24 protein-coding genes are annotated in these 26256 nt (G+C 45.7%); 6 read left to right on the plus strand and 18 right to left on the minus strand.

Annotation, left to right across the window (positions count from 1 at the left end):
- Positions 1-67: 67 nt before the first annotated feature.
- From ACQ86K_RS22425 to ACQ86K_RS22460, 8 genes are all read right to left on the minus strand, one after another.
- Positions 68-1624, minus strand: coding sequence for a RagB/SusD family nutrient uptake outer membrane protein (locus ACQ86K_RS22425; protein ID WP_091169848.1), 1557 nt, complete (start codon positions 1622-1624; stop codon positions 68-70).
- Between the two features lie 24 nt (positions 1625-1648).
- Positions 1649-4447, minus strand: coding sequence for a SusC/RagA family TonB-linked outer membrane protein (locus tag ACQ86K_RS22430; protein WP_431198824.1), 2799 nt, complete (start codon positions 4445-4447; stop codon positions 1649-1651).
- Positions 4432-4737 carry a carboxypeptidase-like regulatory domain-containing protein gene (locus tag ACQ86K_RS22435; protein WP_431198825.1) on the minus strand — a complete coding sequence of 102 codons (306 nt, stop codon included), beginning with the start codon at positions 4735-4737 and terminating at the stop codon, positions 4432-4434. The genes ACQ86K_RS22430 and ACQ86K_RS22435 overlap by 16 nt, the downstream gene beginning before the upstream one ends.
- Positions 4734-4907, minus strand: coding sequence for a hypothetical protein (locus ACQ86K_RS22440; protein ID WP_176844493.1), 174 nt, complete (start codon positions 4905-4907; stop codon positions 4734-4736). The genes ACQ86K_RS22435 and ACQ86K_RS22440 overlap by 4 nt, the downstream gene beginning before the upstream one ends.
- A gap of 193 nt (positions 4908-5100) precedes the next feature.
- Complete coding sequence (locus ACQ86K_RS22445) at positions 5101-6240, minus strand: formylglycine-generating enzyme family protein (protein ID WP_091169854.1); 1140 nt, start codon at positions 6238-6240, stop codon at positions 5101-5103.
- 130 nt (positions 6241-6370) lie between these two features.
- Complete coding sequence (locus ACQ86K_RS22450) at positions 6371-7204, minus strand: sterol desaturase family protein (RefSeq protein WP_431198826.1); 834 nt, start codon at positions 7202-7204, stop codon at positions 6371-6373.
- A 27-nt stretch (positions 7205-7231) separates the two neighbouring features.
- Complete coding sequence (locus ACQ86K_RS22455) at positions 7232-7393, minus strand: hypothetical protein (RefSeq protein ID WP_431198827.1); 162 nt, start codon at positions 7391-7393, stop codon at positions 7232-7234.
- Positions 7390-7566 carry a hypothetical protein gene (locus ACQ86K_RS22460; RefSeq protein WP_176844494.1) on the minus strand — a complete coding sequence of 59 codons (177 nt, stop codon included), beginning with the start codon at positions 7564-7566 and terminating at the stop codon, positions 7390-7392. Before ACQ86K_RS22460 ends, ACQ86K_RS22455 begins: the two co-directional genes overlap by 4 nt.
- Positions 7567-7951: 385 nt before the next feature.
- On the opposite strand from ACQ86K_RS22460, the gene ACQ86K_RS22465 reads away from it, so the two are divergent.
- Together ACQ86K_RS22465 and ACQ86K_RS22470 are read left to right on the plus strand one after the other, a co-directional pair.
- Positions 7952-8185: a hypothetical protein gene (locus ACQ86K_RS22465; protein WP_091169862.1), complete on the plus strand. Its 234-nt coding sequence runs from the start codon at positions 7952-7954 to the stop codon at positions 8183-8185.
- 176 nt (positions 8186-8361) lie between these two features.
- Positions 8362-8538, plus strand: coding sequence for a hypothetical protein (locus tag ACQ86K_RS22470; RefSeq protein ID WP_176844495.1), 177 nt, complete (start codon positions 8362-8364; stop codon positions 8536-8538).
- 220 nt (positions 8539-8758) lie between these two features.
- Here the strand turns inward: ACQ86K_RS22470 and arsA are convergent, their stop codons facing one another.
- Positions 8759-10546 (minus strand): arsenical pump-driving ATPase, encoded by a 1788-nt coding sequence (gene arsA / locus ACQ86K_RS22475; RefSeq protein WP_091169864.1) that lies wholly within the window; start codon positions 10544-10546, stop codon positions 8759-8761.
- An 864-nt stretch (positions 10547-11410) separates the two neighbouring features.
- Here arsA and ACQ86K_RS22480 point away from each other — a divergent pair.
- The 4 genes from ACQ86K_RS22480 (at position 11411) to ACQ86K_RS22495 (ending at position 14838) form a co-directional block, all read left to right on the plus strand.
- Positions 11411-13063, plus strand: coding sequence for an NAD-dependent succinate-semialdehyde dehydrogenase (locus ACQ86K_RS22480; protein ID WP_431198828.1), 1653 nt, complete (start codon positions 11411-11413; stop codon positions 13061-13063).
- Positions 13064-13185: 122 nt separating this feature from the next.
- Positions 13186-13773, plus strand: coding sequence for an alcohol dehydrogenase catalytic domain-containing protein (locus ACQ86K_RS22485; RefSeq protein WP_091169877.1), 588 nt, complete (start codon positions 13186-13188; stop codon positions 13771-13773).
- Between the two features lie 619 nt (positions 13774-14392).
- Positions 14393-14602 carry a hypothetical protein gene (locus tag ACQ86K_RS22490; RefSeq protein WP_218134446.1) on the plus strand — a complete coding sequence of 70 codons (210 nt, stop codon included), beginning with the start codon at positions 14393-14395 and terminating at the stop codon, positions 14600-14602.
- The gene (locus ACQ86K_RS22495; protein ID WP_256337472.1) at positions 14596-14838 is read left to right on the plus strand and encodes a carboxymuconolactone decarboxylase family protein; all 243 of its coding nucleotides are present in this window, start codon (positions 14596-14598) and stop codon (positions 14836-14838) included. Before ACQ86K_RS22490 ends, ACQ86K_RS22495 begins: the two co-directional genes overlap by 7 nt.
- 348 nt (positions 14839-15186) lie before the next feature.
- On the opposite strand, the gene ACQ86K_RS22500 is transcribed toward ACQ86K_RS22495, so the two are convergent.
- The 9 genes from ACQ86K_RS22500 to ACQ86K_RS22540 all read right to left on the minus strand — a co-directional run bounded on the left by ACQ86K_RS22500 (position 15187) and on the right by ACQ86K_RS22540 (position 26024).
- Complete coding sequence (locus ACQ86K_RS22500; RefSeq protein WP_091169880.1) at positions 15187-16191, minus strand: NADP-dependent oxidoreductase; 1005 nt, start codon at positions 16189-16191, stop codon at positions 15187-15189.
- A gap of 46 nt (positions 16192-16237) precedes the next feature.
- Positions 16238-16996, minus strand: a complete 759-nt coding sequence (locus tag ACQ86K_RS22505) for an SDR family oxidoreductase (protein ID WP_431198829.1) — start codon at positions 16994-16996, stop codon at positions 16238-16240.
- Positions 16997-17035: 39 nt separating this feature from the next.
- Positions 17036-17815: an SDR family NAD(P)-dependent oxidoreductase gene (locus ACQ86K_RS22510; protein WP_431198830.1), complete on the minus strand. Its 780-nt coding sequence runs from the start codon at positions 17813-17815 to the stop codon at positions 17036-17038.
- Positions 17816-17843: 28 nt separating this feature from the next.
- On the minus strand, positions 17844-18941 hold the full coding sequence (locus ACQ86K_RS22515) for an alkene reductase (protein WP_091169891.1): 1098 nt from the start codon (positions 18939-18941) through the stop codon (positions 17844-17846).
- Positions 18942-19155: 214 nt separating this feature from the next.
- A complete protein-coding gene (locus ACQ86K_RS22520; RefSeq protein WP_091169893.1) occupies positions 19156-19746 on the minus strand; it encodes a TetR/AcrR family transcriptional regulator in 591 nt (196 codons plus the stop codon).
- 174 nt (positions 19747-19920) lie between these two features.
- Entirely contained in the window at positions 19921-20505 is a 585-nt protein-coding gene (locus ACQ86K_RS22525) for a TetR/AcrR family transcriptional regulator (protein ID WP_091169896.1), read from the minus strand.
- 37 nt (positions 20506-20542) lie between these two features.
- Complete coding sequence (locus tag ACQ86K_RS22530) at positions 20543-21835, minus strand: TolC family protein (protein WP_091169899.1); 1293 nt, start codon at positions 21833-21835, stop codon at positions 20543-20545.
- Between the two features lie 10 nt (positions 21836-21845).
- Positions 21846-24953, minus strand: a complete 3108-nt coding sequence (locus ACQ86K_RS22535) for an efflux RND transporter permease subunit (protein WP_091169901.1) — start codon at positions 24951-24953, stop codon at positions 21846-21848.
- A 9-nt stretch (positions 24954-24962) separates the two neighbouring features.
- The gene (locus ACQ86K_RS22540) at positions 24963-26024 is read right to left on the minus strand and encodes an efflux RND transporter periplasmic adaptor subunit (RefSeq protein WP_091169904.1); all 1062 of its coding nucleotides are present in this window, start codon (positions 26022-26024) and stop codon (positions 24963-24965) included.
- Positions 26025-26256 lie beyond the last annotated feature (232 nt).

Raw genomic sequence — 26256 nt, forward strand, 5'->3', positions numbered from 1 at the left:
GGGATTGCGCGGGAGCGGTGAGGAGAAATCGTATTGTCAATTGCCCTTTATATCTTAAAAGCCTTTGTTACTGCCAGCCCGGATTTTGAGTAAGCTTACCATTACTATTATCAATCTCCTGCTGCGGTATCGGGAACAGGTAAAACTTGCCCGCCGCACCTTTGCTCACATTGGTTTTCCCAACCTTCAGCAAGGCGGCTTCCAAAATCCCTTTGCCTGATGCATCCCGCTCGCGGATGAGATCGAACCAGCGTTGATATTCGAATACAAACTCCAACCGGCGCTCTAAATAAACCGCATCACGGAGTGAGTTTTGATCAAGCCCGGCCAAGTCATCTAACCCAGCACGCCTTCTTACCCGATTAACAGAGGCATAAGCTTTAGCAGTTGGGCCGTTCAACTCATTCTCGGCCTCGGCATGGATCAGCAATACGTCCGAAAAACGGATGATCGATACGTTCGCACCAGATTCGGCCTCGTTTGCGGCTACGCTTGGGTCGAAGTATTTATTGAAAAATGGGATAGAATCGTTAGCAATGGTTGGGTCATTCAGCTTACCATACCATAGGTTGGTTGATGGGCTTTGAAAGCGGGTTACAAAGCTTACGCGTTTACGCTTATCATTGGCCGAATACAGTTTATAAATGCTGAAAAATTTGTCTACCCCTCCCGGTTTAGTAACATCAGGCACCGAATAAAAAACCACCTGATCGGCATAGCTGCCTACCATGCCGGGGATCCCGTTCAGCACCGAGCGTGGTGCCTGGTTATTACCCTGCCCCTGCGAGTTTGATTTGAATTGGGCCGAGAAGATATGTTCCTTGCCGTTTTCGGTAGCAGGTAAAAATACATCTGCATAGTTGGCGAACAGATCATATCCGTAAGGGCCGTTTATTACAGCTTCAGCCTGGGTTACGGCTTTATTCCATTTGCGTTCGGTTAAATAAACTTTAGCCAATAAAGCATTTGCAGCACCCGCGGTAGCACGACCAACATCGGCACCGGTATAGTTATTTGGCAGATCAACTGCTGCATTGGTTAAATCAGTTTCTATTTGCGCGTAAACCGTAGCCGCCGGACTGCGTGGCACCTGCAAATCAGATAAATTGATAGAAGTTTGATCATGCAACACCAACGGCACATCACCATACAAACGCACTAAATTAAAGTAATACAGCGCCCTTAAAAATTTAGCTTCGGCTACCAGGCGTTTGTTCAGCGTGGCATCAAATTTTATATCGGGGATAGTATCGATAGCGATATTGGCCTTTTTAATGGCCGCATAATGCTGCTGCCAGATCTGCAGGATGCGCAAACCGGAAGCCGAATGTCCTAAAACAGCTTGCGACCGTACATCGGCATTGGTAGCACCCGGACCGGGGCCTTCATCGTCGGCCATAAAGTTCATACCGGTGTTAAAAAGGGTATTGTATGGCGTTTGCACACTATTTGCGCCCGCGTTAAGCAGTGAGTAAGCGGCTGTAACAGCCGCAACGGCGTCGGCCTGTGTTTTGTAAAACTGGCTGGCCGGAATAAATGATCGGGGGTCTTCATTAAGCTTGGCGCATGATGCCGCGCCTAAAGCCAGCAGTAAAACCATGTATTTAATATTTTTAGTTTTCATGTTAAAAAAATCAAAAGTTATTGGTTACAGGGTGATACCTATACCCAGAATAAATGATTTGTTGTTTGGATACGCCCCGTTATCAACTCCCGAGGTAATGGCCGATTGCTCGTTGCTACTCACCTCCGGATCGTAGCCTGTGTACTTGGTCCGGGTAGCCAGATTTTGCGCGTTGGCATAGATCCTGATCTTTTTAATAGGCGATTTAGAAAGCACCGATTGCGGGAAAGTGTAACCTAAGCTGAGGCTTTTGAGGCGCAGGTATGAGCCGTTCTCCACAAACCTATCTGATATGGTTGGCGCCGGGTCCTGGTAGGCACTGTGCACATCGGTATTGGTGTTGGTTGGGGTCCAGCGGTTAAGCAAAGTGGTGGTGGCATTGGTGTAGCCGGTACCCAGTTCCAGCACGTTACGTTGCTGGTTATAGATCTTGTTACCGTACGATCCCTGTACAAATACGCTCAGGTCGATACCTTTGTACGAGAAGGTATTGGTGATACCGCCCGTAAATTTAGGCTGCGCATTACCAAGGATCACCCTATCTGCCGCCTGGGTAATTTTACCATCACCGTTAATATCCACATAGTTTTGTCCGCCGGGTTGCGTATTAGCCGCCGGGGTAAGCACCGGACCGCCAGCCTGGATCAGGCCGTTGGTTTTATAGCCGATAAACGAACCTATAGGCTCGCCAACTTTAATGATAGATGGCAACGATGAATCGGGGATGAACTGATTAACACCGTTACCTCCTAAGCTCAGTACCTTATTACGGTTAACCGCGAACACCAGGCTGGTATTCCATACAAAACCACCGGTTAAGTTGTGCGAGCTAATACTCAATTCAAAACCTTTATTCTGTACCGAACCCACGTTTTCATACTGCTGCGGGTTGGTAATGGCCGTATTGGTAATAATAGTTAAACCGCTGGTTGCAGGCAATGGCAGGTAAAGCAGCAGGTTGGTTGTTTTTTTATAGTAGATATCGGCAGTAACGGTGATGCGGTCTTTAAACAAACCTAAGTCGAAACCGAAATCGTATTGGCTGGTTTTTTCCCAGGTTAAGTTAGGATTGTACAAGCTGTTCGGCGCGAAACCGGCAACCGTTGAGTTACCGAAATTGTATCGATAGTAGCCCAGCTGCGAGTATGATTGATAAGCTGGAATGTCGCTGTTACCGGTTTGACCAGCACTTAAACGCAACTTCAGCTGGCTAACAGCGGTCACATTTTTCAGGAAATCCTCGCTCGAAGCATTCCACGCAATGGCTGCCGAAGGGAACGATGCCCACTGGTGCCCAGGTGCGAATTTGGACGAGCCATCCGCACGCAAGGTAAGCGTTAACAGGTATTTGCTATTAAAGCCATAGTTCACCCTGCCCAGGTATGATTTCAATGCCCACACGTTTGATGAGGACGACGGCGCGATAGCGAAACCGCTGCCTGACACCGAAGTAACGCTACCCGAGCCCAGGTTATTAAAGGTATCGTAATCGCTCACAAAGCCCGATGAACCGGTTATGGCACCCTCGGCCTTAAACTGCTGCTGGGTAAAACCGGCCAATACGTTTAGTGAGTGCTTGCCGAATTTTTTATTGTAAGTAAGCGTGTTTTCGTTAAGCCAATTGAAAGAATCAAGCGTACCAACCTCGCCCAGGCCCGAATAACCGGCACCTTCATACACGGTGGCAGGCAGGTAACGGTTTTGTTTATTATCGATGATATCCACACCGGCCAGCACCCTTGCGGTCAGGTTTTCGGTGATCTTATAATCGCCCGCGATATTACCTAAAATACGGCTGGTAGTGGTACGGTTGGTTTGGTTATACAGCGTATTGATGGGGTTACCATAAGTACCTTCAAAAACGTTTTTGACGTAGAACGAACCATCGGCATTGTAAACTGGTGTGGTAGGTGTCATCAGCAAAATGGCAGGAACAACACCCTGCGGCGCAACCTGCGCGGTGTTGCGGCTACCGGTTATGTAGGAGGAGATCTTGAACTTATCGTTATAGTCATGCTCCACATTCACCCTGCCTGCGTAACGCTCAAAGTTGGTGTTCTGCAGGATACCATCCTGCTTAAAGTAGTTGCCCGAAAATGCCAGCCTTGTACGCTCGGTACCTGAAAATATCGAAAGGCTATGGTTTTGCGAGTATGCTTTGCGGAAGGCGACTGCCTGCCAATCTGTGTTGGCGCCATAAGGGTTAAGCTGGGCTTCGGTTTGGGCAGTTTTGCCGGTGTTTATCAAAGCGTCGTTACGTAACGCTTCCCACTGGGTACTGTTTAACAGCAATAAAGTTTTGATCACCTCCTGTCTGCCGAAGCTTCCATCGTAATTGATGGATGATACACCTGCTTTGCCTTTTTTAGTGGTGATGATAATTACACCATTGGCACCACGGGTACCGTAAATAGCCGTAGCCGAAGCATCTTTCAGCACCTCGATACTTTCAATATCTGAGGTATTGATCGAAGCCAGCGGATTGATCTTGGGGCCGTTGGTTACACCAGCATCAGTTAATGAGTTACTGTTTGATGTAGGGAAACCATCGATCACATATAACGGCTCGGCCACGGCATTAATAGAGTTCACACCGCGTACCTGTACGGTAACACCTGCACCCGGCTGCCCGGTAGCCTGCGTAACCTGGATGCCCGATACCGAACCTTGTAAAGCCCTGTCTAACGACGGGATAGGTTGCTTTAAGGCTAAAGCAGGCACTGAAGCCACCGAACCGGTAATATCCTTACGCTTTTGCGAACCATAACCCACAACAACCACCTGGTTTAGCTGGGTTTGGGCATCTTTCAGCTTGATCTCCACCGGGCTACCATCGGCAATAAATTCCTTTTTTCGTAGCCGGTAAAGGTGATGATCAGTTTATATGGAAATTTCTGCCCGGTAACAAAGCTGAATTTACCCTCAATATCAGTAGATACAACGTGGGTAGTGCCCTGAATTTTTACTACCGCGCCAGGCAATGGTTCGCGGGTGGCACTGTCAATTACACGGCCAACCAAGTGTGAGTTGATAGTAGGCTGGGTTTGCTGCGCTATGGTTAGCAACGGCAAGCCTATCAATAATAAAAATGTAATTAATAACAGTTTTTTCATGTCGACAGGTTGTTAAAGGTTAAAAACTCCGCCGGTTGATTGTCTGCGTAAAACAGCTTGTATAATTGGTGCGGATGAAAAGCATCCTCCATAAATTGCAGCGTAAAGGCTGCTGCCCGCCGGGCAAAAGGCAACGTATAGCCTTTTCCCGCCTTTGCAATATTTTGCATAGATTTGATTAATTAAAATGACACCATAAAACAGGCTCAACGCCAATCGATCCCTGTTTCGTTGTTTTGATCCGGAGGGAAAAGCAATGCTTTTCCCTTATTTGCAGTAGGTAAATATTATCGTTTCATGTTCCTTTCTGTTTGTGCCCGCCATTAAGCAGGCAGGTCAATTATTTAATTCGGGGTATTTAATTTAGTTACTAACACAACGGAAACCCAAATGCTCCATCCCGCTATCTTCGGTAGTTTTCATCCGGCGCGATACCCGGTAGCCAGAGCAATAGCTATCGTTACATAAAAATGACCCGCCACGTACCGCCCGTTTTATGGCATAAGGCTCATCCGGGTCGTACGATTTGGAAGCGCCCTTGGGGTTTTTCACGCTTGATGTACCCAATGTTTTGTAATAGTTATTGTTGTACAGATCGGCACACCATTCCCATACATTGCCGGCCATATCATACAATCCGTAGCCGTTTGGTTTAAACGAACTTACCGGGGCCAGATAATAGTATCTGTCTCGCTGGGTATTTTTGTAAGGAAAACTTCCTTCCCAGGTGTTGGCTTTTGGCTGTCCTTCGTTTATTTTTTCATTACCCCATGGGTAGATTTTATCTTCCAGTCCTCCCCTTGCCGCCCGTTCCCATTCGGCTTCGGTTGGCAAGCGTTTTCCGGCCCATTTACTGTAGGCCACGGCATCGTACCATGATACCTGCACTACCGGGTAGTTTTCCTTGCCCTTGATATCACTGCCGGGACCGTGGGGATGCTTCCAGTTGGCTCCCGTTTTCCAGGCCCACCATTGCGCGTACTCATTAAGATTAACCGGGTGCTCTGCCGGTACAAATACCAGCGACGCTGGTACCTGTAAACTATCGGCAGGCTTTTCGGTGCCTGGCGGCATTTGCTTTTTCAGTTCATCCCAATCAGGCTTGCGCTCGGCGGTGGTGACGTAGCCGGTAGCTTTAATAAACCGGGCAAACTCGGCATTGGTTACTTCGGTTTTATCTATCCAGAAGCCATCAACAGTAACATCGTGTTTCGGGTACTCATCGGGCTCGGCCTGTTGGTTATCTGCCCCCATCCTAAAAGTCCCGGCGGGTATCCAAACCATCCCCGCATGGTTGGCATGGGTGTTGCCAGTATCAGGCAGGATAAGCGCAGCACCGCTTAGCCCTGCTGTTTTAAACCTGCCTGGTAAATTCGATTCGCAGCAAACCTTCTTATTATTGCCCGGAACCCGGGCAATAGCAGCAATGGTCACCGGTTTTTCCTGCTGCCCGCACGCAGCAAGTAATATCGCCCCAAACAATATCAGTATTCTATTTTTCATTACACTTTTACCGGCTGTAACTGGAACTCTGCAACAGGTTGCTCCGCTTCGGCTTTGGCCAATGGATCAGGACGGTATAACTGGTGAGGCTGCAAAGGCACATCGTCCTTAACCATAGGGCCATCGGCAGCTAATTCACTTCCCTCAACTTTCGATTTAAAAATTGGCCAGGCCAGTTGCGCATACCATTGGTCGCCCCCATAGTGCGAAATACCGTAAGCTTTAGGATACTGGCGAGAGATGTGCGCTGTACCGAAAATGACATCCCACCAAAAAACATATTGCCAAAGTTGCCTTTGTAATAACCCACGCCATCATCGGTAGTAGCTGCGTGGTGCGCGTGGTGTGTTGCTGGTGTTGATATGGTGCGCTCCAATATCCAGGCCAGCGGATGTAACACCTTATACTGATAAAAAGGTTTATCCCATGGGATGCTTGAATGCGCCAGCGTGGTGATAGTACCTTTAATACCTTTCACAACCAAAGCTGGGATTCCCAAACCCAGATAAACCAAAGCTGCGGTTAAATAAGTTTGCGAAAAGAACAGCGTGTAAATGATATTTTGCCTGCTGGCCATAGCCATGCCCATGTACGATGCCGAGTGGTGCGTTCGGTGGAAACGCCATAACCATGGCACTTGATGGTGCAGGCGGTGATACCAGTACTGGGTCAAATCGTCGGCCACAGCTATGATGGCGCATCCCCATAAAAATGGCACCCAATCAAACGTGTTTTTTAAAGCCGGTAACAAAGCTGGCAATACCAATAAACTATAGTAGGCTACCAAGGGCCTCACCACCAGTTTAGGAATTGTAAAACAGGCTATATCCACCCATTTTTCATTTTTATTCCAACGTTTTTTGTACAGGCCGAACGAAAATTCGAGTACGCCCAATACCAGCGTTAAAACGGAAAAACCGTAGCCGTTAAGGTTATCTATTACTTGTTTTATTTGCTCAATCATTGTCTTGCGAGTTCGTGGTTTTAGTTTTTACTGTGTTTTCCTGTTTATCCTGATGCCGCTTTTTTCCCAAGGCCGCTGACCAGTAATGGCGAAAGTGCCAAACATGAGTGCGATAGGCAGTATGTACAGCAACAAGCTCAATGAAGCGTTTTTGATGATCTGCTTTTTGGTTGATTGTTCTAATTTCATGATACGTTGGTGTTTTGAGGTTGAACAATTTGCGCTGTCTTGGCCTTCGGCGCATTGTCGAGCAATTTGCGACCGAGCCACAGGCCTCCGAAGATGATAATGAAAGGGATAATGGTTACGATAATGCCCACCAATACCTTCTTCCCGATAAGGGAAACGTCGTTAAGCGTCATGATAAATCTGATTAAGTTATTATAGCATAGGCACCTTATAGCGGTCCGCATTACCGGTACAAGCACCTGTTAATTAAAAAGGATCAGAGCATCTGCCTATAAATAGCAGAATGAAAGGAAGGGAGAGAATCCCTGTATTGCTTTATTAACAGCAACAACAAGAAGGACAACAGCATATAAAAGCAGAAGCAGTTAAATGTTGATTAGCAAAGCCGTATTTAAGTAAAAGTTCGGGTTGCATGGTGGTTGCTTTTAAACTGTTTTTTTGTAGTGATTTTGTTTACTGGTACAAATGTAGAAAAAGATTTGATAAATACTACAATTTCTATAGAAATTATATAATTAATTAAGCGATCAGTATTTCATATTACTGCATTTTGTATATTTGATTATAGCATTTGATGATCCGATAGTGAATGTTAATGATGTTGTTTTAAATGGTAGATTGAAAGTAAATATCAAAGGTATTGCTCCATATACCTTTGCAGACAATGCTCCGTTTCGAAAAGGGATGCAAATCAACGAGGCCAGCTATATATATTTGGGCTACCGGTTTTTTGACCAATACAAAACGGTTTGGGATTTTGACGAAAAGAAAATCTATGTACTGGAGAAATAAAACTTGTTAACCTGCTATTAGTTTTCGAATTGCCGAAGTCGTCTACAAAATCGGGTACCGACACCTGTTATAACCTTGTAAATTAATGATTTACAAGGCATTTTATTTCCAACCAGAGATAAAACAAAATACATTTAGTTATTGCAAAAGGATTCGTCTATTGTCGATATGACCGCGTGATAAGCAATAAAGGACAGATTGGCCTGCCCCTGCATTTCAAACGTTTTGGCCAATCCCCCAATTATTACTTCAACAAATATGGTGTACGCCCGTCCAACGGCAAGCCCCCTGGCAGATGGGGAAAGTATATGGTGATGAACCTGGAGATCAAAAAAGGATGGAAAGCATGGTAAAAAAACGGCGATCACTTCGGGAATCCCTATCTTTCTGAAAAAAGGATACCGGCAAAAGCACCAGGCTGAAAAAAGCCATCAGCAAGAGCATAGGATCGTGTTCCCGGAAACGATGATCGTCACAGGCCGACAGGCCAATGGGTTCTATGGCCCGTTTTACGGTTAACGGCGTTAGCTTTTCATGGGCAATAATATACGCCTTTTATAGTCGGGCAAAAAATCAAGTCGCCTGGATCACCGCGTCGTCATAGCGTGAAAGGATCGCCGGCAGCAATTTTTCTTCCGCTATATATGGGATCTCAAACGCTCTTTTTGATAAATGAGCAGCAATATGATCAATGATAGGGACTTCAGCGGATGCCCGTTTTCTTAAAAGGGGATCTTTTAAATCGTTTACAGCTGAAAGACATTCATTAATAACCCAGGCATAGGGTACAATTCCGGCCCGTTGCAGATCTTTTTGAAGCGCTTCAGCTTCCCTCATGGGCGTTGTTTCCGGTAAGGCGACCAATAGAATCTTGGCAAAAACACCGTCTTGTAGCATCATATACGGTGTGGTAATCTTGCTTGGACTTACAGCCATGTTTTTCATGATTTCCTTATGGTAGCTGCCGGTTGTATCCAGCAGTAGTAGTGTATGGCCTGTCGGCGCAGTATCCATCACCACAAACCGCCGCCTGGCACTTTGAATTGCTTTAGAAAAAGCATGGAATACAGCCACTTCTTCCGTGCAAGGCGACTGAAGGTCTTCACGCAGGAGTTTTTTACCTTCCTCATCCAAATGCTTCCCCTTTTGTGCGGCGATCTTATCGATATAATCCTTCGTTTCAATTTTCGGGTCGATCCGTTCAATGGTTAATTTTTCCGGGATGGCCGTTAACTGATCCATAAAGTTCCTGATATGTGCCGCCGGATCGGTCGTGGTTAAAAGAACGGTATGCCCCCGATGGGCCAGCATCGTTGCTATCGATGCTGCTACGATGGTTTTACCTACACCGCCTTTTCCCATGGTCATGATCAGGCCACTATCGCTATTTTTTTCCAGTTCATCAACTAATGCCTTCAAATCAGGCAGCAAATGACCAGCTTCCGTTAATTTTAAAAATTCAGCGGATACGATTTTACTTTGGAGGTCCGTATCAAATACAGACCGTAGCTTTTCCAGACCCAGTACGTTATAAGGCAATAATGCATAACGCTCAGCAGCTAGGTTTTTTAATGTCCCGGGCATCTCCAGCAATTCCCTTTCCGCTATTTTTTCCATTTTTAGCGCGGTAGTGTCCGTTTGGTCCCTTGCCTGAAATATTCCGTTGATCAATAAGCTTTGATTGGCCATCCCCAGGTCGATCAGATCCCGGCTTGTTTTGCCCGCTTCTTTCAATGATGTAGCGTCGGGCCGCGTTACCAGGAAAAAAGTAGTTTGCAAGGGATCTCTTAAACTGGACACTACCTTTTCATATCTTTCCCTACTACTTTTCAGGGCCGACGAAGGCCCGATGCAGGAAGCCCCGTTCGGGTTATTCCCAAGAAAATCATCCCAGGCGGCGGGTAATTCCAGAAGACGGATGGTATGCCCGGTCGGCGCAGTATCAAAAATGACGGTATCAAATATTTCCGAAAGACCTTCCCCGGTGATAAACCGGGAAAACTCATCAAAGGAAGCGATCTCCGTGGTACAGGCGCCAGAAAGCCCTTCTCTTATTTTGCTTATCTCATCAGCTGTAGCAATGGCTGCAAGCGGATCTATCACCCTTTTGCGGTAATCTTCTGCAGCAGTTTGGGGATCGATATTGACCGTGAACAGGAGATTTAGATCCTGATGCTGCGTTATTTGATCGCTAACGGGGGTGCCCAATACATCTTGCAGATTGGACGCGGGATCCGTACTGATCAACAGCACCTTCTTACCCTTATCCGCCATGGCCACCGCTGTGGCGCAGGCCAGCGTAGTTTTACCTACGCCACCTTTTCCTGTAAAAAATAGAAATCTAAATCCCTGGGCAGTCATTTTAGCATTTACTGATTGTTGAATAATTAAAGTTACACTAACAGCACGAAAACAAGGTGATCGTTAACGGCCCATTTAATGATATTGGTCATTATCAGGTTTAATATTCCGGGCGGGGCTTTTTTCATGTAGCTCACTGAGTGTGGTTGACTTGCTATTGCATGAAAGTCGGAAATTATATTGTAAACCGATGTAAAAGCCTTTGGGGGCCGGATAGAATTCGTATTTGGTGTCTTTTTCAAGGGCGATTGTCGATGAAACCGGACCACATCGTTTTGTCCGATGTTCAATAACTGCGGCGCCTGACCGGATCGTTTGCTTTTAATCAGGCCCTTGAAATGCTCGTAGTTGCCGCTGAATCCGCCTGATGCCCATACATCCCGCAATGCTTTAGTGAAAGCACCGTTTAGTGGTCCTTCGTAAGAAAGTTCATCATCTTTGCAGGCGGAAAGAAGTTTGACCGAGGCTTTGACCGGTAAATGATTGGATGCAGCCGTGGCTTTTTGAATATTGTCGTAAAAATCTTTGCGCTGTATATAAGTTTTTCCTGCCTCTCGTTCCGGAAGGTTTTCGCGCCTTTACGGATAATCTCGGTATTATTAAATTTGATGATTGTACTGCTATGGCAGCTGCAGGATATAATCAATATCCTTACGCCGGCCGCAAATTTGGTCCATATGGCATATAATTCGGCATCCACCAGTTGTCCGTCAAACAGGCACCACGTTTCATCCGCTTCGTCGTCTATTTCTTCATGTTATTCTACTCCGATTCCGTTATTTTCCCCGGTAAGTGTCCGGTATTTTGTCTTTTCCTAACATGCTTAAATATTTCGGCATGGATGCAACGTGCAAGAAGTAAATATTGTCAGATAAACAGGTTACACGGTTGTTCCCAAAAATCATCTGGTTCAACCATTTGATGATCGAACAATTCATCTATCCGGTCCGAAAATTCTATCAGTTCCCTGCTCATGATATATTGTTTAACAAGGCAAATTTTAGGAAAAACCACGCCGAAAGAAATGAGTATGCTCATTTCAAAAGTTGTTCTGTGTCATTTCTGCCGGCCAGCGAGTTTCTAATTTTGAAAGAGTATTTAAAATCAATCAAAATGGAAACAGCAGCGAAAACTTCGCCGATAAAAACGGTAAACCCTTTTAACAATGAACTGGTCAAATCTTTCGAAATCATGGGCGATGAGCAGATCGAATCAAAGATCGCGGTTGCCGATCATGCTTTTCAAACCTGGAAAAAAACGCCGATGGCGGATCGTGCGCAGCTTTTGCGCCGTGTGGCCCACTTGATGCGCGTTAAATCAGTTCAACTGGAAAAACTGGCCACACTGGAAATGGGAAAACTGGTAACGGAAAGCCGTGCGGAAGTGGGGCTTTGCGCTGCTATTTTTGATTATTATGCGGAGAACGGCGAAAAGTTCCTGGCCGATCAGCCGCTGGAAACCCCGCAGGGTTCAGCTTTCTTAAGTTTTGAGCCGATCGGGGTTTTATTAAGTATCCAGCCCTGGAATTTCCCTTTCTACCAGATCACCCGTTCCGCAGCGCCACACCTGATGGCAGGTAATACCATGCTGCTTAAACATGCTTCAAACGTACCACAATGCGCCCAGATCATGGAAGATATCTTCCTGGAAGCTGGTTTTCCCGCAGGTGTTTACCAGAACTTATTTATTCCCGGCAGCAAAATTGATGTTTTAGTAGCCGATAAGAGGATCAAAGGGGTAACGCTGACCGGGAGTGAGCCGGCAGGTTCTTCCATCGCCGCCGCTGCCGGAAAATATATCAAGAAATCTACGCTGGAATTAGGCGGCAGCGACGCTTTTGTCGTGCTGGACGATGCCGATGTGGAACAAGCCGCCGAGGCTGCCGTGCGTGGCCGTATGTGGAACGCCGGGCAGGTCTGCGTATCGCCGAAAAGGGTAATCGCAGAGGAAGGAATAGCCGACCTGTTCCTGGACAAAGTAAAGGCCAAATTCGCTGCTTTAAAGGTAGGTGACCCGATGGACGAGACAAACCGATCTGGCCCCCTCAGTAGCGAAAAAGCGGTCGAAGACGTGATCAAACAAGTACAAAAAGCGGTAGAACAGGGCGCGACCGTTTTAGCAGGCGGGCACCGCATTGATCGTCCTGGCGCATTTATGGAGCCTACGATCCTGACCGGTATACAGCCTGGAACTGCGGCGTATGAGGAAGAGATCTTTGGCCCCGTGTTTATGTTTTACAAAGTAAAGGACGAGCAGGCGGCAATTGACCTGGCCAATGCCACCGACTACGGTCTGGGCGGCAGCGTGTTCAGTTCGAATAATGAACGTGCGGTTAAGGTCGCCAGGCAGATCGATACGGGCATGGTCTATATCAACCATGTGACCGGAATCGCCCCTGAACTGCCTTTTGGCGGCACCAAACATTCCGGTTACGGCAGGGAGCAATCACAGGCTGCGATATACGAATTCGTCAACTCCAAACTGATCCGGGTGACTACGCCGGAAAGCGCCTATTAATTTAGCCCAGCCGTTTAATAAGAAAGCTCACAGTTTTGCGGGCTTTCTTATTGGATAAACCAGGACGTAATTTCAGTGCTGTCAAACCAACACGAATATAAAGTTTATGATACCCGAAAAAAATGGAAACCGCCGTCATTCATGGATTTGGAGAGCCGCTGCATATCGAAGAAATGCCCGTGAGGGAACCCGGTAAAAACGAGATCCTGGTAAAGGTGATCACCTGCGGTATTTGCCATACAGATCTGCATGCCTGCCAGGGCGACTGGCCGGCCAAAGCGAAAATGCCTTTAGTCTCCGGCCATAAAGCCATCGGCTACGTGATCGCTTTGGGAAAAGGCGTCAATAAGATCAGGGAAGGCGATATCGTGGGTGTTCCCTGGCTTTACAGTGCCTGCGGCTGTTGCGACTACTGTTATACGGGCTGGGAAACCCTGTGCGAAACCCAACAAAATGGCGGCTACAGCGTTGACGGCGGTTTTGCCGAATACGTCGTGGCTGACGCGCAGTATGTCGCGCATTTCCCTTCCCATATTAAATTTACAGAAATGGCTCCGATAATTTGTGCCGGGGTTACCGTTTATAAGGGATTAAAGCAAACAAAGGCCAAACCCGGGAATACTCAATGGCACAACGATCCGGGGCTCCATCGTCGGAACCCGCAAGGACATGGAAGAAGCCATCTCATTCGCGGTGGAAGGCAAGCTTAGGGCCACAGTCAAGAGAGATAGACCTGGACGAGATTGCGGCTTCGTTCCCAGCTGAAATGATCATCTTATATTTATCCGGTAGCACTTCTCGCAATTATAAACAATTCAGTCCCTGTGCTGGATATTCCGGCATACTTAACCACCCTGTTTCGTGCTCATTAGAGCAGCGGGTTCTGTTAATAAATTTTAAATTTAAATATCTAAACCAAGAAGATAGCATGGTCAAAGCGTAATAGAACGCTCAGAACTCTTTTTCGGAATGCATTCGTCAATGGATGCGGAATATCCCCATGTTGTCTCGTCCTTATTTTATTTGTAGTTTTTGAGTGGTAATACTGGAATCAGTTTACACCGATACTACTTTTAATGCACGGATGAGCTGATTCGTGCATTTTCTTTTTCTGCCAAAAAAACAGCTTTATTAAGATGCTTCAGTTTGTCCTGATATTCAGCTCGTCAGTCCTCGGGCTTCATTTTTGATGGTCAGCTATCTGCCGGCAGGTTTGTATTAATAAAACCGAAATCACATCGGCCGCTGCTCTGTAAATATTCGTTTGATACCACAGAAACGCTTTATCATGCATAGGAACAGAAAAGCACAGCCCCTAATTTTACTTCTATGGAAACCACATTTAACGTGCCCGGAAGAAACGAGGTTTCTGCGGCCAATCAAGCTATCTTTGATACATTGATTAAAGCAATAGGCTTCGTCCCTAACCTGTATGCAAACTTTGCGTACTCCGGTGATGCCCTGTCTGCGTTTTTAACAATTCAGGGAGCCAAAACCTCCCTGACAATAAAGAAAAAGAGATCGTTAACCCGATCGTAAGCCAGGTTAATAACTGTGAATACTGCCGGAGTGCGCACAGCAAATTTGCAAAAATGAACGGGTTTACAGATGAGCAAATCATGGAAATACGAATCGGCCAGGCCTCCTTCGATCCTAAGTTTGAAGCCCTGGTAAAACTGGCAAAAGCATCTCTGAGAACAAAGGACATGCAGCTCCCGAAGCAGTTGATAACTTCCTTACCCAGGGGGTACACTAAAGGCAGCTCATCGATGTGATTTTATTGACCGACCTGAGGATCATCACCAACTATGTTTACGCCATGACCGATCCGCTGGCGGTTCCCGCGGTTTAGCTTCAAAACGGCTAACATCGCCTTCTCTTAATAAAAAACTCTTTTTTTATAACCTGAGGTACCCGCTATTTCCACGCCCAATGTAAGTGGCGTGAGTGACGGTACAGGAACAAGGGTCGCCGCGGCGGCGCATGGTATCCGAATAATTCAAGCCGATGGCTTCAATTTTAATCAGAACCTCTCCTTGTTTAGGTGATAAGTCGGGTACATCTTCGTAACAGAACTTCCGGCCCTCCGGTTTGGTGAAATCGTACTGCTTTCATTCTATTATCTATTTAATCTTAATAACCACTTTACCTTTCGCTCGCCCGGATTCCACATAGGCCAACGCTTCGTTGGTTTGTTCAATTGGAAATATTTTATCTATTACCGGTTTAATCACACCTGATTCTATCAGTGATGTAATTTTTGCCAGTTGATTGCCATCAGCCCGCATAAACAGGAACCGGAAACTGCTATTTGCCTTTTTTGCCTTTTTCTTTGCGCCGAAGCTCAATAATTTTGTCACCAATTTTAAATACCAGGGCAAGCCCAGTTCTTGTGCAAATTCCGGGGTTGGGGGACCAACCAATGAGATCAGTTGTCCGCCGGATCTCAAAATACGGAATGATTTTTCCAGCACCTTAGGATCCCGGTTGCTGTGTAATACCAGATCGTAATCTTTAAGTTTGGTTTCGAAATCTTCTGTTTTGTAATCGATCACCAGGTCTGCGCCCAGTTTTTTAACCCAATCAGTATTCGCTGAACTGGTGGTTGTGGCAACATAGGCCCCTAAATGCTTCGCCAACTGAATGGCGAATGTTCCTACACCACCGGAGCCTGCCTGAATAAAAACTTTCTGACCTTTTTTGATCTGGCCGATCTCAACCAATGCCTGCCACGCGGTTAAGCCAACCAAAGGAATGGAACCTGCTTCGTCCATAGTAAGGTTTTTAGGCTTTAAGGCTAAGTCGCCTTCATTTACAGCGATGTATTCCGCAAAAGTGCCTATCCTGTGATCGCCCACTCTTGAATACACTTCATCGCCAATTTTGAACCGGCCGACGTTCGAACCAACTTTAGTTACCACACCTGCCAGATCATGGCCGTTTACAAATGGTGGCTTGTAGGGTAAAAACAATTTGAAGTCACCATTTTTTATAAGCGAATCCAACAAATTGACACCTGCCGAATGTATTTGTACCAACACCTCGTTTTCCTTTACCATTGGCTCAGGTAATTCGATGAGATGCAGTTTTTCCTTTTTGCCGTAGCTTTTGACTATAAATGCCCGCATGATCTTTTTTTAATTTATTTTTAGGATTGGAATGATTTCTATGATACTAACACCTGGTAACTTTTTTAGGATTGACTAACCCGAAAGCCACTTTTGGAAAAAGCCGATTGATGAGATAAACTGCTTTGCTATCGCCGACCCGGATGGTCAACTGCTCTTTCTTTAAACCTTCGATGAGCGCTTTCGCCAGTTTTTCCGGGCTGATCTTTTTATCTGGCCGATCTGCCACCATATCGGTGTCTACCAGCGGTGGAAGCAACTCATACACTTTGACGGAGCTGCCGATCGCTTGCAGGTGTGCCCTTAAGGTTTTTGTATATGACGACAAGGCCGCTTTGGACGCGGAATAGGTAGCTTCTAACACGGAAGGTACCATACAGAGCAATGAAGTGGTATTAATGATCGCTGATTCGTGGCGTGAGTTAAGCATTTTCATAAATAAATTATTCAGGCGTATTACCCCAAAGTAATTCACTTCCATTTCATATACTGCCCCTTCGAGATGTTTATCATTCGCAACTCCCAGGTTTAATGGCGACACGCCAACCCCAGCGTTATTATAAAGTATGTCAATACCGCCTATTTGCTCGATCTCCTCGAAGAGTCTCTTTGCATCACTTTCATTGGATACATCACTTTGGAAGACCGTCATATCGGGATAGCTTCGTTTGACTGCATCGAGTTTAGTTTTATTGCGCCCGGTCACGATCACCCTTGCGCCTTGTTGCCGGAATTGTTTTGCCGCTTCCAACCCGATACCTGATGCACCGCCGGTGATCAATACCGTTTTTCCTTTGATTTGCATAATCCTTATTTTTGAATTATTTAGAGGCGTTGATTGATTTTAAAATAGATTTTTCGAAGATTTTATAGGCGAAATGCTGAAGCAGGAGTATGATCGACGATCCTTTGCCGACAGGGTAGCTAAATGTCGGATTTTTTCTTTTACTGCCTTTAATAAAGCAGCCACAACCGGCGCAGGCTCCGGCGCCTTATCAAATGTGCTTTTGGTATATGAAGTAATCTTTTTCCTGAACAGGTCATAATCCCTGATATTTCCTTCCGCTACAGTCCCGCTTTCGCCGATGCTGGTTTTGAAACTCATCGGTTCAAGCATGACCACCTTGATGTTGAACTGGTTCAATTCAAACCGGAGCGATTTAAAGTAACCTTCAAGGGCATGTTTGGAAGCCGCATAATAGGCTACATAAGGAAGGCCGACTAAACCCAGCAGGGAACCGAGCGTGATTATTTTTCCGTGTTTTTGCCTCCTGAAGTAAGGCAGTAGTTCGTTTGTTAATTTGATCGTTCCCCAAAAGTTGGTTTCAAACTGCTGCTTGCCTAACTCAACGGGGGTTTCCTCTGCCAGTCCGTTAACCAGGTAACCTGCATTATTGATCAGCACATCTAAAGTTTTGATCTCACTGAACAATTGCTTGCCCAGGGATGCGATGGATCGGTCGTCATTCAGATCCACTGCCAGTAACTTAAATGGCAGTTTCGCCTGGTGTTTTTCCGGGCTCCGGCTTGTGCCGATCACCTGGTAGCCTTCTTGATGAAGCTTGTTGGCAACAAGCAGCCCGATCCCTGATGAGGCTCCTGTGACTAAAATCGTGTGTTTCATTTTGATGTCTTTTAATTATTAAAAAGCATTATTGTTCAGCCATCACCGGATAATCGGTATAACCTTTTTCGCCCGGCGTATAAAATGTTGATTGATCGGGCTGATTGAGCGGCGCGTCTGCTTTGAAGCGTTCAACTAGATCCGGATTGGCAATAAAGGGAACCCCGAATGATACCAGGTCAGCATCACCGTCGTTCAATACCTGGCTGGCTGTTGTCTTGTTAAATCCGCGGTTAATGATGATAGTACCATCATAGAGCGGGCGGTAACGTTTGGCCACTTCTTCAATACCCCAGGGATTGCCCGATACATCGGTAAAAGGCTCGGTGAGGTGTAGGTAAGCCAGGCTATATTCATTCAATTTGGCAACGATATAATCGTGGACGGCGATAGTTTCCTCGTCGAGCATCATCCCCTGAATGCCGTGAAGAGAAGGATTTAGCCTTACACCCACCCTCGTGATATCAATTACCGTGCGCAGTTCATCAAGAATGTCGAATAATATCCGCGCGCGGTTCTCTATAGTGCCGCCGTACTGATCCTGGCGTTTATTGGAGTAAAGATTAAAGAACTGGTGCAGCAGGTAGCCATTGGCGGCATGCAGTTCAACACCGTCGAACCCCGCCTCTACCGCGTTTGCGGCAGCCTGTTTAAAATCGTTAATGGTCTTTTGGATTTGCGCAGTTGTCATCTCCCTGGCATCAACCGTGTCTTTGAAGCCTTCGGGGGTGAATACTTTGGTAAGCGGATTTAATGCGGATGGCGCCAGCGGAAGTTCACCGTTAAGCAGATCAGGGTGCGATATGCGCCCTACGTGCCATAACTGGGCGAAAATTTTGCTGCCCCGCTCGTGCACCGCATCGGTAACCAGTTTCCAGCCTTCAACTTGTTGTTCGGTGTAAATTCCGGGCACATTAACATACCCTACAGCCTCACGGCTGACGTAAGTTCCTTCCGTGATAATCAACCCTGCCGAGGCGCGCTGCTGGTAGTAGCGTGCTGTCAGTTCGGTTGGCACATTGCCCGGATTAGCAGACCGGCTGCGCGTCATAGGTGCCATTACTATGCGGTTGCTTAGTGCAAGGCCATTTAAATTATATGGCTCGAAAATAATTTGCTCATTCATTGTTTTAATTTCAAATAGTATCAGGAAGCAGGTTTCCGACCCTGATTTTTAGTTGTTTAAATTCTATTTTATACTTTTTAGTATATTTTATTTCATTTTGATTGCTTGTATCCCTTGCTAAATCAAGTATGCGGTAGTCCGTTGAACACTTAATCTCCAATACAATCCCACTGTCTACAAAAAAGACTTTTTAGTATATTTAATATCAAAAAAATTATATTGCATAACTTTCTAACTCCGCTTTCAGGTCCCTGAGTAAACCGGCCATCGGTTTTGCAGTATTCATCGCCCTGCACATTACAACTGCACCTTCAACCGCAGCTACCGCTTTGAATGCATAGACAGCAGGATCAAGTTTGTCAGAAAATTCACCATCGGCAATGCCCTGATTTAAAATACTAACAAATACTTCCTGTCCATGGCGAATAACACCGGCTATCTTTTCTTTAACAGCCGGAAAGTTATCATCCGACTCAACTGCAATGTTAAATACAGGACATCCACCTTTAAGGTAAGTATTCAAAGGATCTTTATAAAAATCGAGAAAGGCAAATACCTTAGCCTTCGCTGTTTTACCTTTACTGATGGTTTGTAGCATTTTCTCGCCATTAGTATTCAGCATGTGGTCAACAACCTGCAGAGCGAGGTCTTCCTTTCCTTCAAAATGACCGTAAAGGCATCCTTTTGTCAGTTTCGTGGCAGCGAGCACATCGTCTATGTTAGCACCGGATATTCCTTTCTGATTAAAGATAGGCGCCGCTGTTTCCAGGATGAATTGCTTTGTTCTTTCGGCTTTAGTAAGCAAGTTAATAAATTTTATGATACAAAAATATACTAAAAAGTCTAATTAAAAATACTTTTTAGTATATTTTTAACTTTGTGATAGGAGAATGACAATCATGGTGATCCTTAAAAATATCCGAAGTGGCGCTACCTGATTTAGTCTGCTTAACAATAGGTTACATAGAGGCGTTTGCTTTTACTTGGTATAATCCGCGAGAAGCCGACGCCCATCATCGGTAATTATTCCGTTTATAAATAGCTGGAGCGCTTCAAATATATCAGCTGTTTTTTTCCCAGTATTATTAAACAGGTAAAAGTCTGCCACGGATATATAGATGGCTGCTGTGGCCGGCACATCCAGACCAGTGCGGTACAATCCCATTGCAATGCCATCCGCTAAATTTGATTCAATAATTATCTTCAGATGATTAATTTTAAACTCATGGAAAGCTTTCATGGCCCTCGGGTACCTTTTCAACATCGTGTCGTTAAAAAGGTGCCGTAAGGCGATCAAATGTTTAAAAAGCCCTTGTTGAAGAACCAACTCCTGTACCGGGTCATCTGCGGCATTGGTATTTGAACTGATGATGCTTTTAGATTGACCTATCAGTTGATGAACAACAGCTTCTACAAGGAGTCCCTTATTGGCAAAACATTGGTAAACGGTTTTCTTCGACATACCGGCTGCTTTCGCTACATCATCCATTGTTACACTGATGATACCATGGTTGATAAAAAGCTCAATAGTAATATCAATCAAACGTTTTCTTTTATCTTCCATTCCCGGTTGCTAATTTGTTAACTTTTAAAGTTTCAGGTCAGGGCTGATTTTCAGTTTTGGCGGTAACATAATTATATACAGCCGACCTTACGTAAAAATCAGCAAATGCTGTAGCAACAGTGCTTGAGGCCTGCTGATAAGCAGCCTGGGCATCCAGCACCTCCGAAATGGTGGCCAAACCGGCTTTGTAATTATCCTGGTTAACTTTCAGATTTTCGGTAGCCTGTTCCAGGTTGTCTTTTGCATAGCTAATTTGTGTAAGCTGGTCCTGCATATCATACCAATAACGTATAATGCCTACTCTCAGCTGGTTTTGTCCGTCGCGGAAATCGTTTTGAGCTATTTGCTCATTGATCCTTTGCTTCTGCATCTTTTGCTTGCCTCGGCCCCATAAACCGCCGGAGATGGGAATACTCAGGGTAACAAAACTGGCAGGTGCAAAGTTGCTCCCGATCCCGCTGTTGATTGACCCTGTTTGTGATGCACTTAAACCAACTGCCAGACTCGGCAAGTTATCGCCATTGGCTAACCTGGTTTGTAGCTTCTCGCCTTCTATGCGTTTGGTCAGTAGCTGATAATTGGCATTGCGGGCCAGGTTGGTATCGGGCTGCAGGGCAGGCAATACCGGCGTGCCGTTTTTGTTAAAGGTATCCTGCATCACCATGAGCGAATCAAAGGCAATACCTGTATACATGGAAAAATCAAGCAGGGCCACCCGACGGCCGTTCTGCAGCTTGCTTTTATTAACCAGCAACTGGCTTAGCTGAACTTTTACTTTGAGCAGATCATTCCGGGCAATCAATCCGGATGCCAGCATGTCCTTTTGCATTTTCAGTACAGTGTTAAGCAATGCTTCATTGACCAGTATGGTTTTCTGCTGTTCCTGTATATTTACCAGGTTCCAGTATTTCTGCTCGGTAAGCAGTATCACAGAATCTGCCGATTGTTTTTTCCTGATCTGGCTGACCTGTAGCTGCAATGCCGCTAACTGGTTACCCGTTTTAATTTTGCCGCCGGCATAAAGGGATTCCGTACCGGTTACGCCAAACAGGTAAAAGTTATTGATACCTTTTTCCAATAATGGCGGCGCGGCCGATATGAAGTCTTTAAACCCCAATAAACCCAGCCCGGTTGCGCTGACCGATGGGAGATAATCTGACTTGGCTGCAGCGACATCGGTTTTTGCAGAGTTTATCCTCAGCTCACCATTTTTTAAAGCGTAACTGTAGGCTATGGCAGCCTGCTTGCTTTCCTGCAGGGACATGATATGCTGCTGAGCCCCGGCCTGCAGACATGTAAAAGTGAATATTGATAATAGGAATGTTTTCATGATAATGAGCTTATGCAGTTACAGATTCCGGTGTTTTGCTTTCCGGATGCTTTTGATCCTCCTTGCGGAAGAACAGCCAGTATAGCGTTGGCAACACGAATAGGGTCAGCAACATGGATAACAGTAACCCGAAACAGATCACAGTACCCAGCGGTCCCCATAAGGATGACCTGCTGATCACCATCGGTATTACGCCCACGGCCGCTGCCGAAGAGGTTAAAAAGATGGGCCGCATCCTGCGTTCGGCAGAAAGTTTTGCAGCTTCAAAAACAGATTTACCCTCATGTAATCGTAGTTCTTCCGCAAAATCTATCAGGATGATACCATTACGAACTACAATTCCGCAGAGCGCAAGTAAACCGAGGAACGACGTAAAGCCAAAGGGATAGCCCATGATAAAAAGGCCAAAAGATGCCCCCAATAAGCTTAATGGCATAGTAGTAATGCTCAACAGGGCATGTTTAAGGTGCTTAAAGTGCCATAATAAGATGAGGAATATCAATATTATACTTACCCCAAGCGCGGTACCCATTGGGCCCTGGTTTTCTCCCTGCAATTCCAGTTCGCCCCCGTAACGCAGTTCAACGCCGGCGGGAAGTTTTATTTTTTCGATGGCCGGTTGCAGTTCCTGCAACACGGCATTGGCAACAGCGTCCTGGGTTACATCCATACGTACCGTCAGCGTACGTACACTGTTTCTGCGGGCAATCTGGCCATCATTCCACTCCGGGTTTACGTCTGCAACCTGTCTTAAAGGGATCAGGGATTTAGTTTGTGGCGCTACGATATTCAGGTCACGCAGAGCTGAAAGGTCAGTCCGGGACAGTTTAGGCGATTTGATCTTTACATCTACCGCGTAATTATTTTCCCAAACCTGTGTGGCTGTAATCCCTTCTGAATGCATGGCTATTGCATTAGCAATATCGCCCTTGCTTAATCCAAGCCGTGCAGCTTCTGCTGTTTTTACATCTATTTTAAGGGTTGGCTGTATCTCGTTATAATCTGTCCGGGCCCAGGTAACCTGTTTATGCGTTTTGCCGATGGCTAAAACCTGATTGGCAACCTGCTTTAAGGCTGGAATATCATTTCCACTGATCCTTACCTCGATAGCTGCCAGCGCATTGATCATGTTTAATTGTTTCATCCTGACATAAGCAGCCGGAAACAGGTTACTGTATTTATGCTGATAGTCAACAATCACCGCTGCGGTGGCATCTTCAGATACTGTTTTGACCAGGATCTGCGCATAATTTTTTGACGGAAGATTTGGTGCATATACCGAGTGGAAACGCGGCGAACTGCTGCCGATAAAGCTGGTATAATTAAGAATGCGCTTATCCTGTTTTAATATTTTTTCCATTCCCTTCACCACGCTGTCCGTTTGCGAAAGCCTGTAACCCGATGGCAGGTAGATTTCCATTGCAAATTGGTTTCGCTCTACTTTAGGGAACAACTGTTGCGGCAATATTCCCATAATCCCTATGCCGATCACTACAGACAGTACCGCAAAAAATACGGTCAGCTTGTAGTGTTTCATAGAATTGCCGATATGGTTATTAAAGAAATCCTGTAATCGGTCCAGGAAAGATCTTTTTTCATCTGCCTTATTATGCAGCAAGCCTTTTTTGATAAACAGCGTATTGAAAAACGGCACCACCATCATAGAGATGATCAGCGACAGTGTCAGAGCGATCATAATCGTTACCGGGAACAGGCGGATAAAATCTTTTGCCGTACCGGTCATAAAAAATGCCAGGGGTACAAAGGTTGCTGATAAAGCCAGCGTAGCCGTAAACACTGATGGAAACAATTCCTTGGCGCTGCTAATGGCGGCATCCCAAACCGACATGCCGTGGTCCAGCTTTTCTACGTGGTTATCAATTACCACAATAGGGTCGTCAACCACAATCCCCAGCACCACGATCAACGCTGCAAGCGTAACAGTGTCCAGTTCTATACCTGTCATATACATAATACCCAGCGTTGCGGCTATAGTAATCGGTATAGTTGCCGCTGCAACTGCGGCAACCCTGAAAGGAAGCAAGAGTAAGGCAACGCACACTACGCCGATAAGCGCAAAAGCAAACTCTTTCATAAAGTGGCTGATCGAATCATCCACCACCTCAGGCTGATCGGCCAGTTTTACCAGTTGGATATCAGGCGGCAGATGCTGCTTTACTTTTTCTATATGTTCTTCCAACTCCTTACCAAACTGTACAATGTTTTTGCCGGTGATCATTTCCAGTGATATCACGATGGATTTGGTGCCGTTGGAGGTTACGTAGCTGTCCGGCTCGTCATACTCACGTTTCAGGGTAGCCACATCACGAAGGCGCACTGAGTTGCCGCCGGGGTCCTGCCTGATGATCTGTTCAGCAAGCTCGGCCTCGGTTTTATAGTAGGTGCTCAAATGAATAGGCTCATCTACCACCTTTCCTTCTACTTTACCGGTGGCGTTAATAGCGCCATCATTTTGTAGCACCTGCATCACATTATTGACCGATACCCCTTTTTGCAGCAGTTTATTATTATCTACATAAATGGTAATCTGCTCGTTCAGGTTGCCGGTATGGGATATCTTGGCAACGTCCTGTACCTGCCTCAGTTCTGCCTCGATGTCTTCTACATTACGAAGCAGTTCCTTATAGGGCCGTGTCTTGGACTCTACGGACAAAAGCATGGCAGAGGTATTACCGAAATCACTATCGATATAGAAGCCTTTAACTTCTTTAGGAAGCTGGCTTTGCAGGATCAGCATCCCGTTTTTGATTTTGTTCCAGAACGCTTTGGTTTGGATAGCATTTTGGTTATCTGCTACCTCCACAAAGATGTACATTACGCCATCCCGGGAAAAGGAGTAGGTTTTTTTCTTGTTAACCTCGTTATTACTAAAAAGGTATTCTTCTACTTTTTTTGTCAATTGCTCTTCTACCTGTTTGGATGAAGCGCCGGGGTATTGCCCAACGATGAGGCCCTGCCTGATAGTAAAATCCGGAAATTCGTTTCGGGGCATATTGAACAGCCCGGATAGGCCGAGCAGCACCAATATGGCCGATAGCGCAAGCGGGAACACATGGTACTCCATCGCCCATGCTATTAAATTCGAGTTCTTCTTCATGATAGGCGATTATTTACTAACGATAACAGGGGTTTGATCGGCAAGCTTCTGATAGCCGGAGGTAATCACTTGTTCGTTACCTGACAGGCCTGACTTGATGGCGATACCGTTGCTGTAAAGCTGTCCGGTGGTCACATCTTTACGTACCGCTTTATTTTGGGCATTCATAATGAATAAGAAGTTGTTTCCTTTATCGTCAACCTGTACAGCCTGTACAGGTACGATGATCTCTTTAGTATCCACTGACGTATTGCCTTTTTTATCTGCTGCGCCAAATGACACTTTACATAGCATGCCTGGCCTTAATTGGGCACTGGTATTGGGTAAGGCTATTTTTAGATTGTAATTGGCACTGCCGTTCAAAGCAAGCATGCCGACTTCGGTCACTTTACCCTGTAAAGTCTGATCGCCGAGCGCATCGATTTTTATGAATGCCGGGGTTCCGGCTTTATAGTGGTTGATCTCACTTTCAGGCACGGCGACCAGCACCTTTACCGAATGGGTATCCAATAATTGTAACACCGGCTGGCCTGGATTGGCCACCGCACCGGCTTCTGCCATTTTAGCGCCAACATATCCGCTTACCGGGGCGTAAAGATGTGTATGTGCTATATTCTGGTAGGTTGCATTAGCAGCTGAAGTCGCTTGCTCGTAATTGGACTTAGCCTCCAGCATTTTGATCTCGGCAACGCTTCCCTTTTTAAAAACCTCGCTGATACGGGTATAGTTTTCATTGGCCAGTTTAGCCTGCGCCAGTTGTGCGTTGTATTGGCTGCGGTAGGTGGTTTCATCCACAGCCCCCACCAGTTGACCTTTTTTAACGTAATCACCAGTTTTGAACGGGAATGACAAAATGGTACCCGAAACCTGGAAACTCAGGTCGATCGTTTTTTCTGCTTCCAGGGTTCCGTCATAAACAATGCGATCATTGATTGCCTGGGCCTCTGCCGACAAATTAAATACTTTTACCGTGAGGGTATCAGGTCCCGGCTTCAATTTGCTGTTGTTGGAGCAGCCGGTAATCCATAGGGCAGTTAATACCGCTCCGGCCAGTGTGATCGTTGTTTTCATTGAGTTAATTGAACGTTTATTGTTTTTTTGTCGATTTTTTGTTCATAGGAAACATCAGATTTCGTTCTTTTTCTACCTAATTGGGGTGAGCAATAATCAATCTTCCCGAAACCAATTTATTTTAATTTCGACAAATATACATTTTTTGTATTTGTATTTTTTTCAATTTAATTGTCATAAATTCTTCAAGTCGGGTACTTTGCGCCCATATAATAAAAGACGACGCCCGTAT

Origin of the sequence: Mucilaginibacter sp. P19 (assembly GCF_050632265.1) — a bacterium.
GTDB classification, from domain to species: Bacteria; Bacteroidota; Bacteroidia; order Sphingobacteriales; family Sphingobacteriaceae; genus Mucilaginibacter; species Mucilaginibacter gossypii.

Bases quoted from the DNA above. Each gene is read 5' to 3' on its own strand.
- ACQ86K_RS22425 (WP_091169848.1), bottom strand. From the start codon at position 1,624: ATGAAAACTAAAAATATTAAATACATGGTTTTACTGCTGGCTTTAGGC.
- ACQ86K_RS22435 (WP_431198825.1), bottom strand. From the start codon at position 4,737: ATGAAAAAACTGTTATTAATTACATTTTTATTATTGATAGGCTTGCCG.
- ACQ86K_RS22440 (WP_176844493.1), bottom strand. From the start codon at position 4,907: ATGCAAAATATTGCAAAGGCGGGAAAAGGCTATACGTTGCCTTTTGCC.
- ACQ86K_RS22445 (WP_091169854.1), bottom strand. From the start codon at position 6,240: ATGAAAAATAGAATACTGATATTGTTTGGGGCGATATTACTTGCTGCG.
- ACQ86K_RS22450 (WP_431198826.1), bottom strand. From the start codon at position 7,204: ATGATTGAGCAAATAAAACAAGTAATAGATAACCTTAACGGCTACGGT.
- ACQ86K_RS22455 (WP_431198827.1), bottom strand. From the start codon at position 7,393: ATGAAATTAGAACAATCAACCAAAAAGCAGATCATCAAAAACGCTTCA.
- ACQ86K_RS22460 (WP_176844494.1), bottom strand. From the start codon at position 7,566: ATGACGCTTAACGACGTTTCCCTTATCGGGAAGAAGGTATTGGTGGGC.
- arsA (WP_091169864.1), bottom strand. From the start codon at position 10,546: ATGACTGCCCAGGGATTTAGATTTCTATTTTTTACAGGAAAAGGTGGC.
- ACQ86K_RS22485 (WP_091169877.1), top strand. From the start codon at position 13,186: ATGGAAACCGCCGTCATTCATGGATTTGGAGAGCCGCTGCATATCGAA.
- ACQ86K_RS22490 (WP_218134446.1), top strand. From the start codon at position 14,393: ATGGAAACCACATTTAACGTGCCCGGAAGAAACGAGGTTTCTGCGGCC.
- ACQ86K_RS22500 (WP_091169880.1), bottom strand. From the start codon at position 16,191: ATGCGGGCATTTATAGTCAAAAGCTACGGCAAAAAGGAAAAACTGCAT.
- ACQ86K_RS22505 (WP_431198829.1), bottom strand. From the start codon at position 16,996: ATGCAAATCAAAGGAAAAACGGTATTGATCACCGGCGGTGCATCAGGT.
- ACQ86K_RS22510 (WP_431198830.1), bottom strand. From the start codon at position 17,815: ATGAAACACACGATTTTAGTCACAGGAGCCTCATCAGGGATCGGGCTG.
- ACQ86K_RS22515 (WP_091169891.1), bottom strand. From the start codon at position 18,941: ATGAATGAGCAAATTATTTTCGAGCCATATAATTTAAATGGCCTTGCA.
- ACQ86K_RS22525 (WP_091169896.1), bottom strand. From the start codon at position 20,505: ATGGAAGATAAAAGAAAACGTTTGATTGATATTACTATTGAGCTTTTT.
- ACQ86K_RS22530 (WP_091169899.1), bottom strand. From the start codon at position 21,835: ATGAAAACATTCCTATTATCAATATTCACTTTTACATGTCTGCAGGCC.
- ACQ86K_RS22535 (WP_091169901.1), bottom strand. From the start codon at position 24,953: ATGAAGAAGAACTCGAATTTAATAGCATGGGCGATGGAGTACCATGTG.
- ACQ86K_RS22540 (WP_091169904.1), bottom strand. From the start codon at position 26,024: ATGAAAACAACGATCACACTGGCCGGAGCGGTATTAACTGCCCTATGG.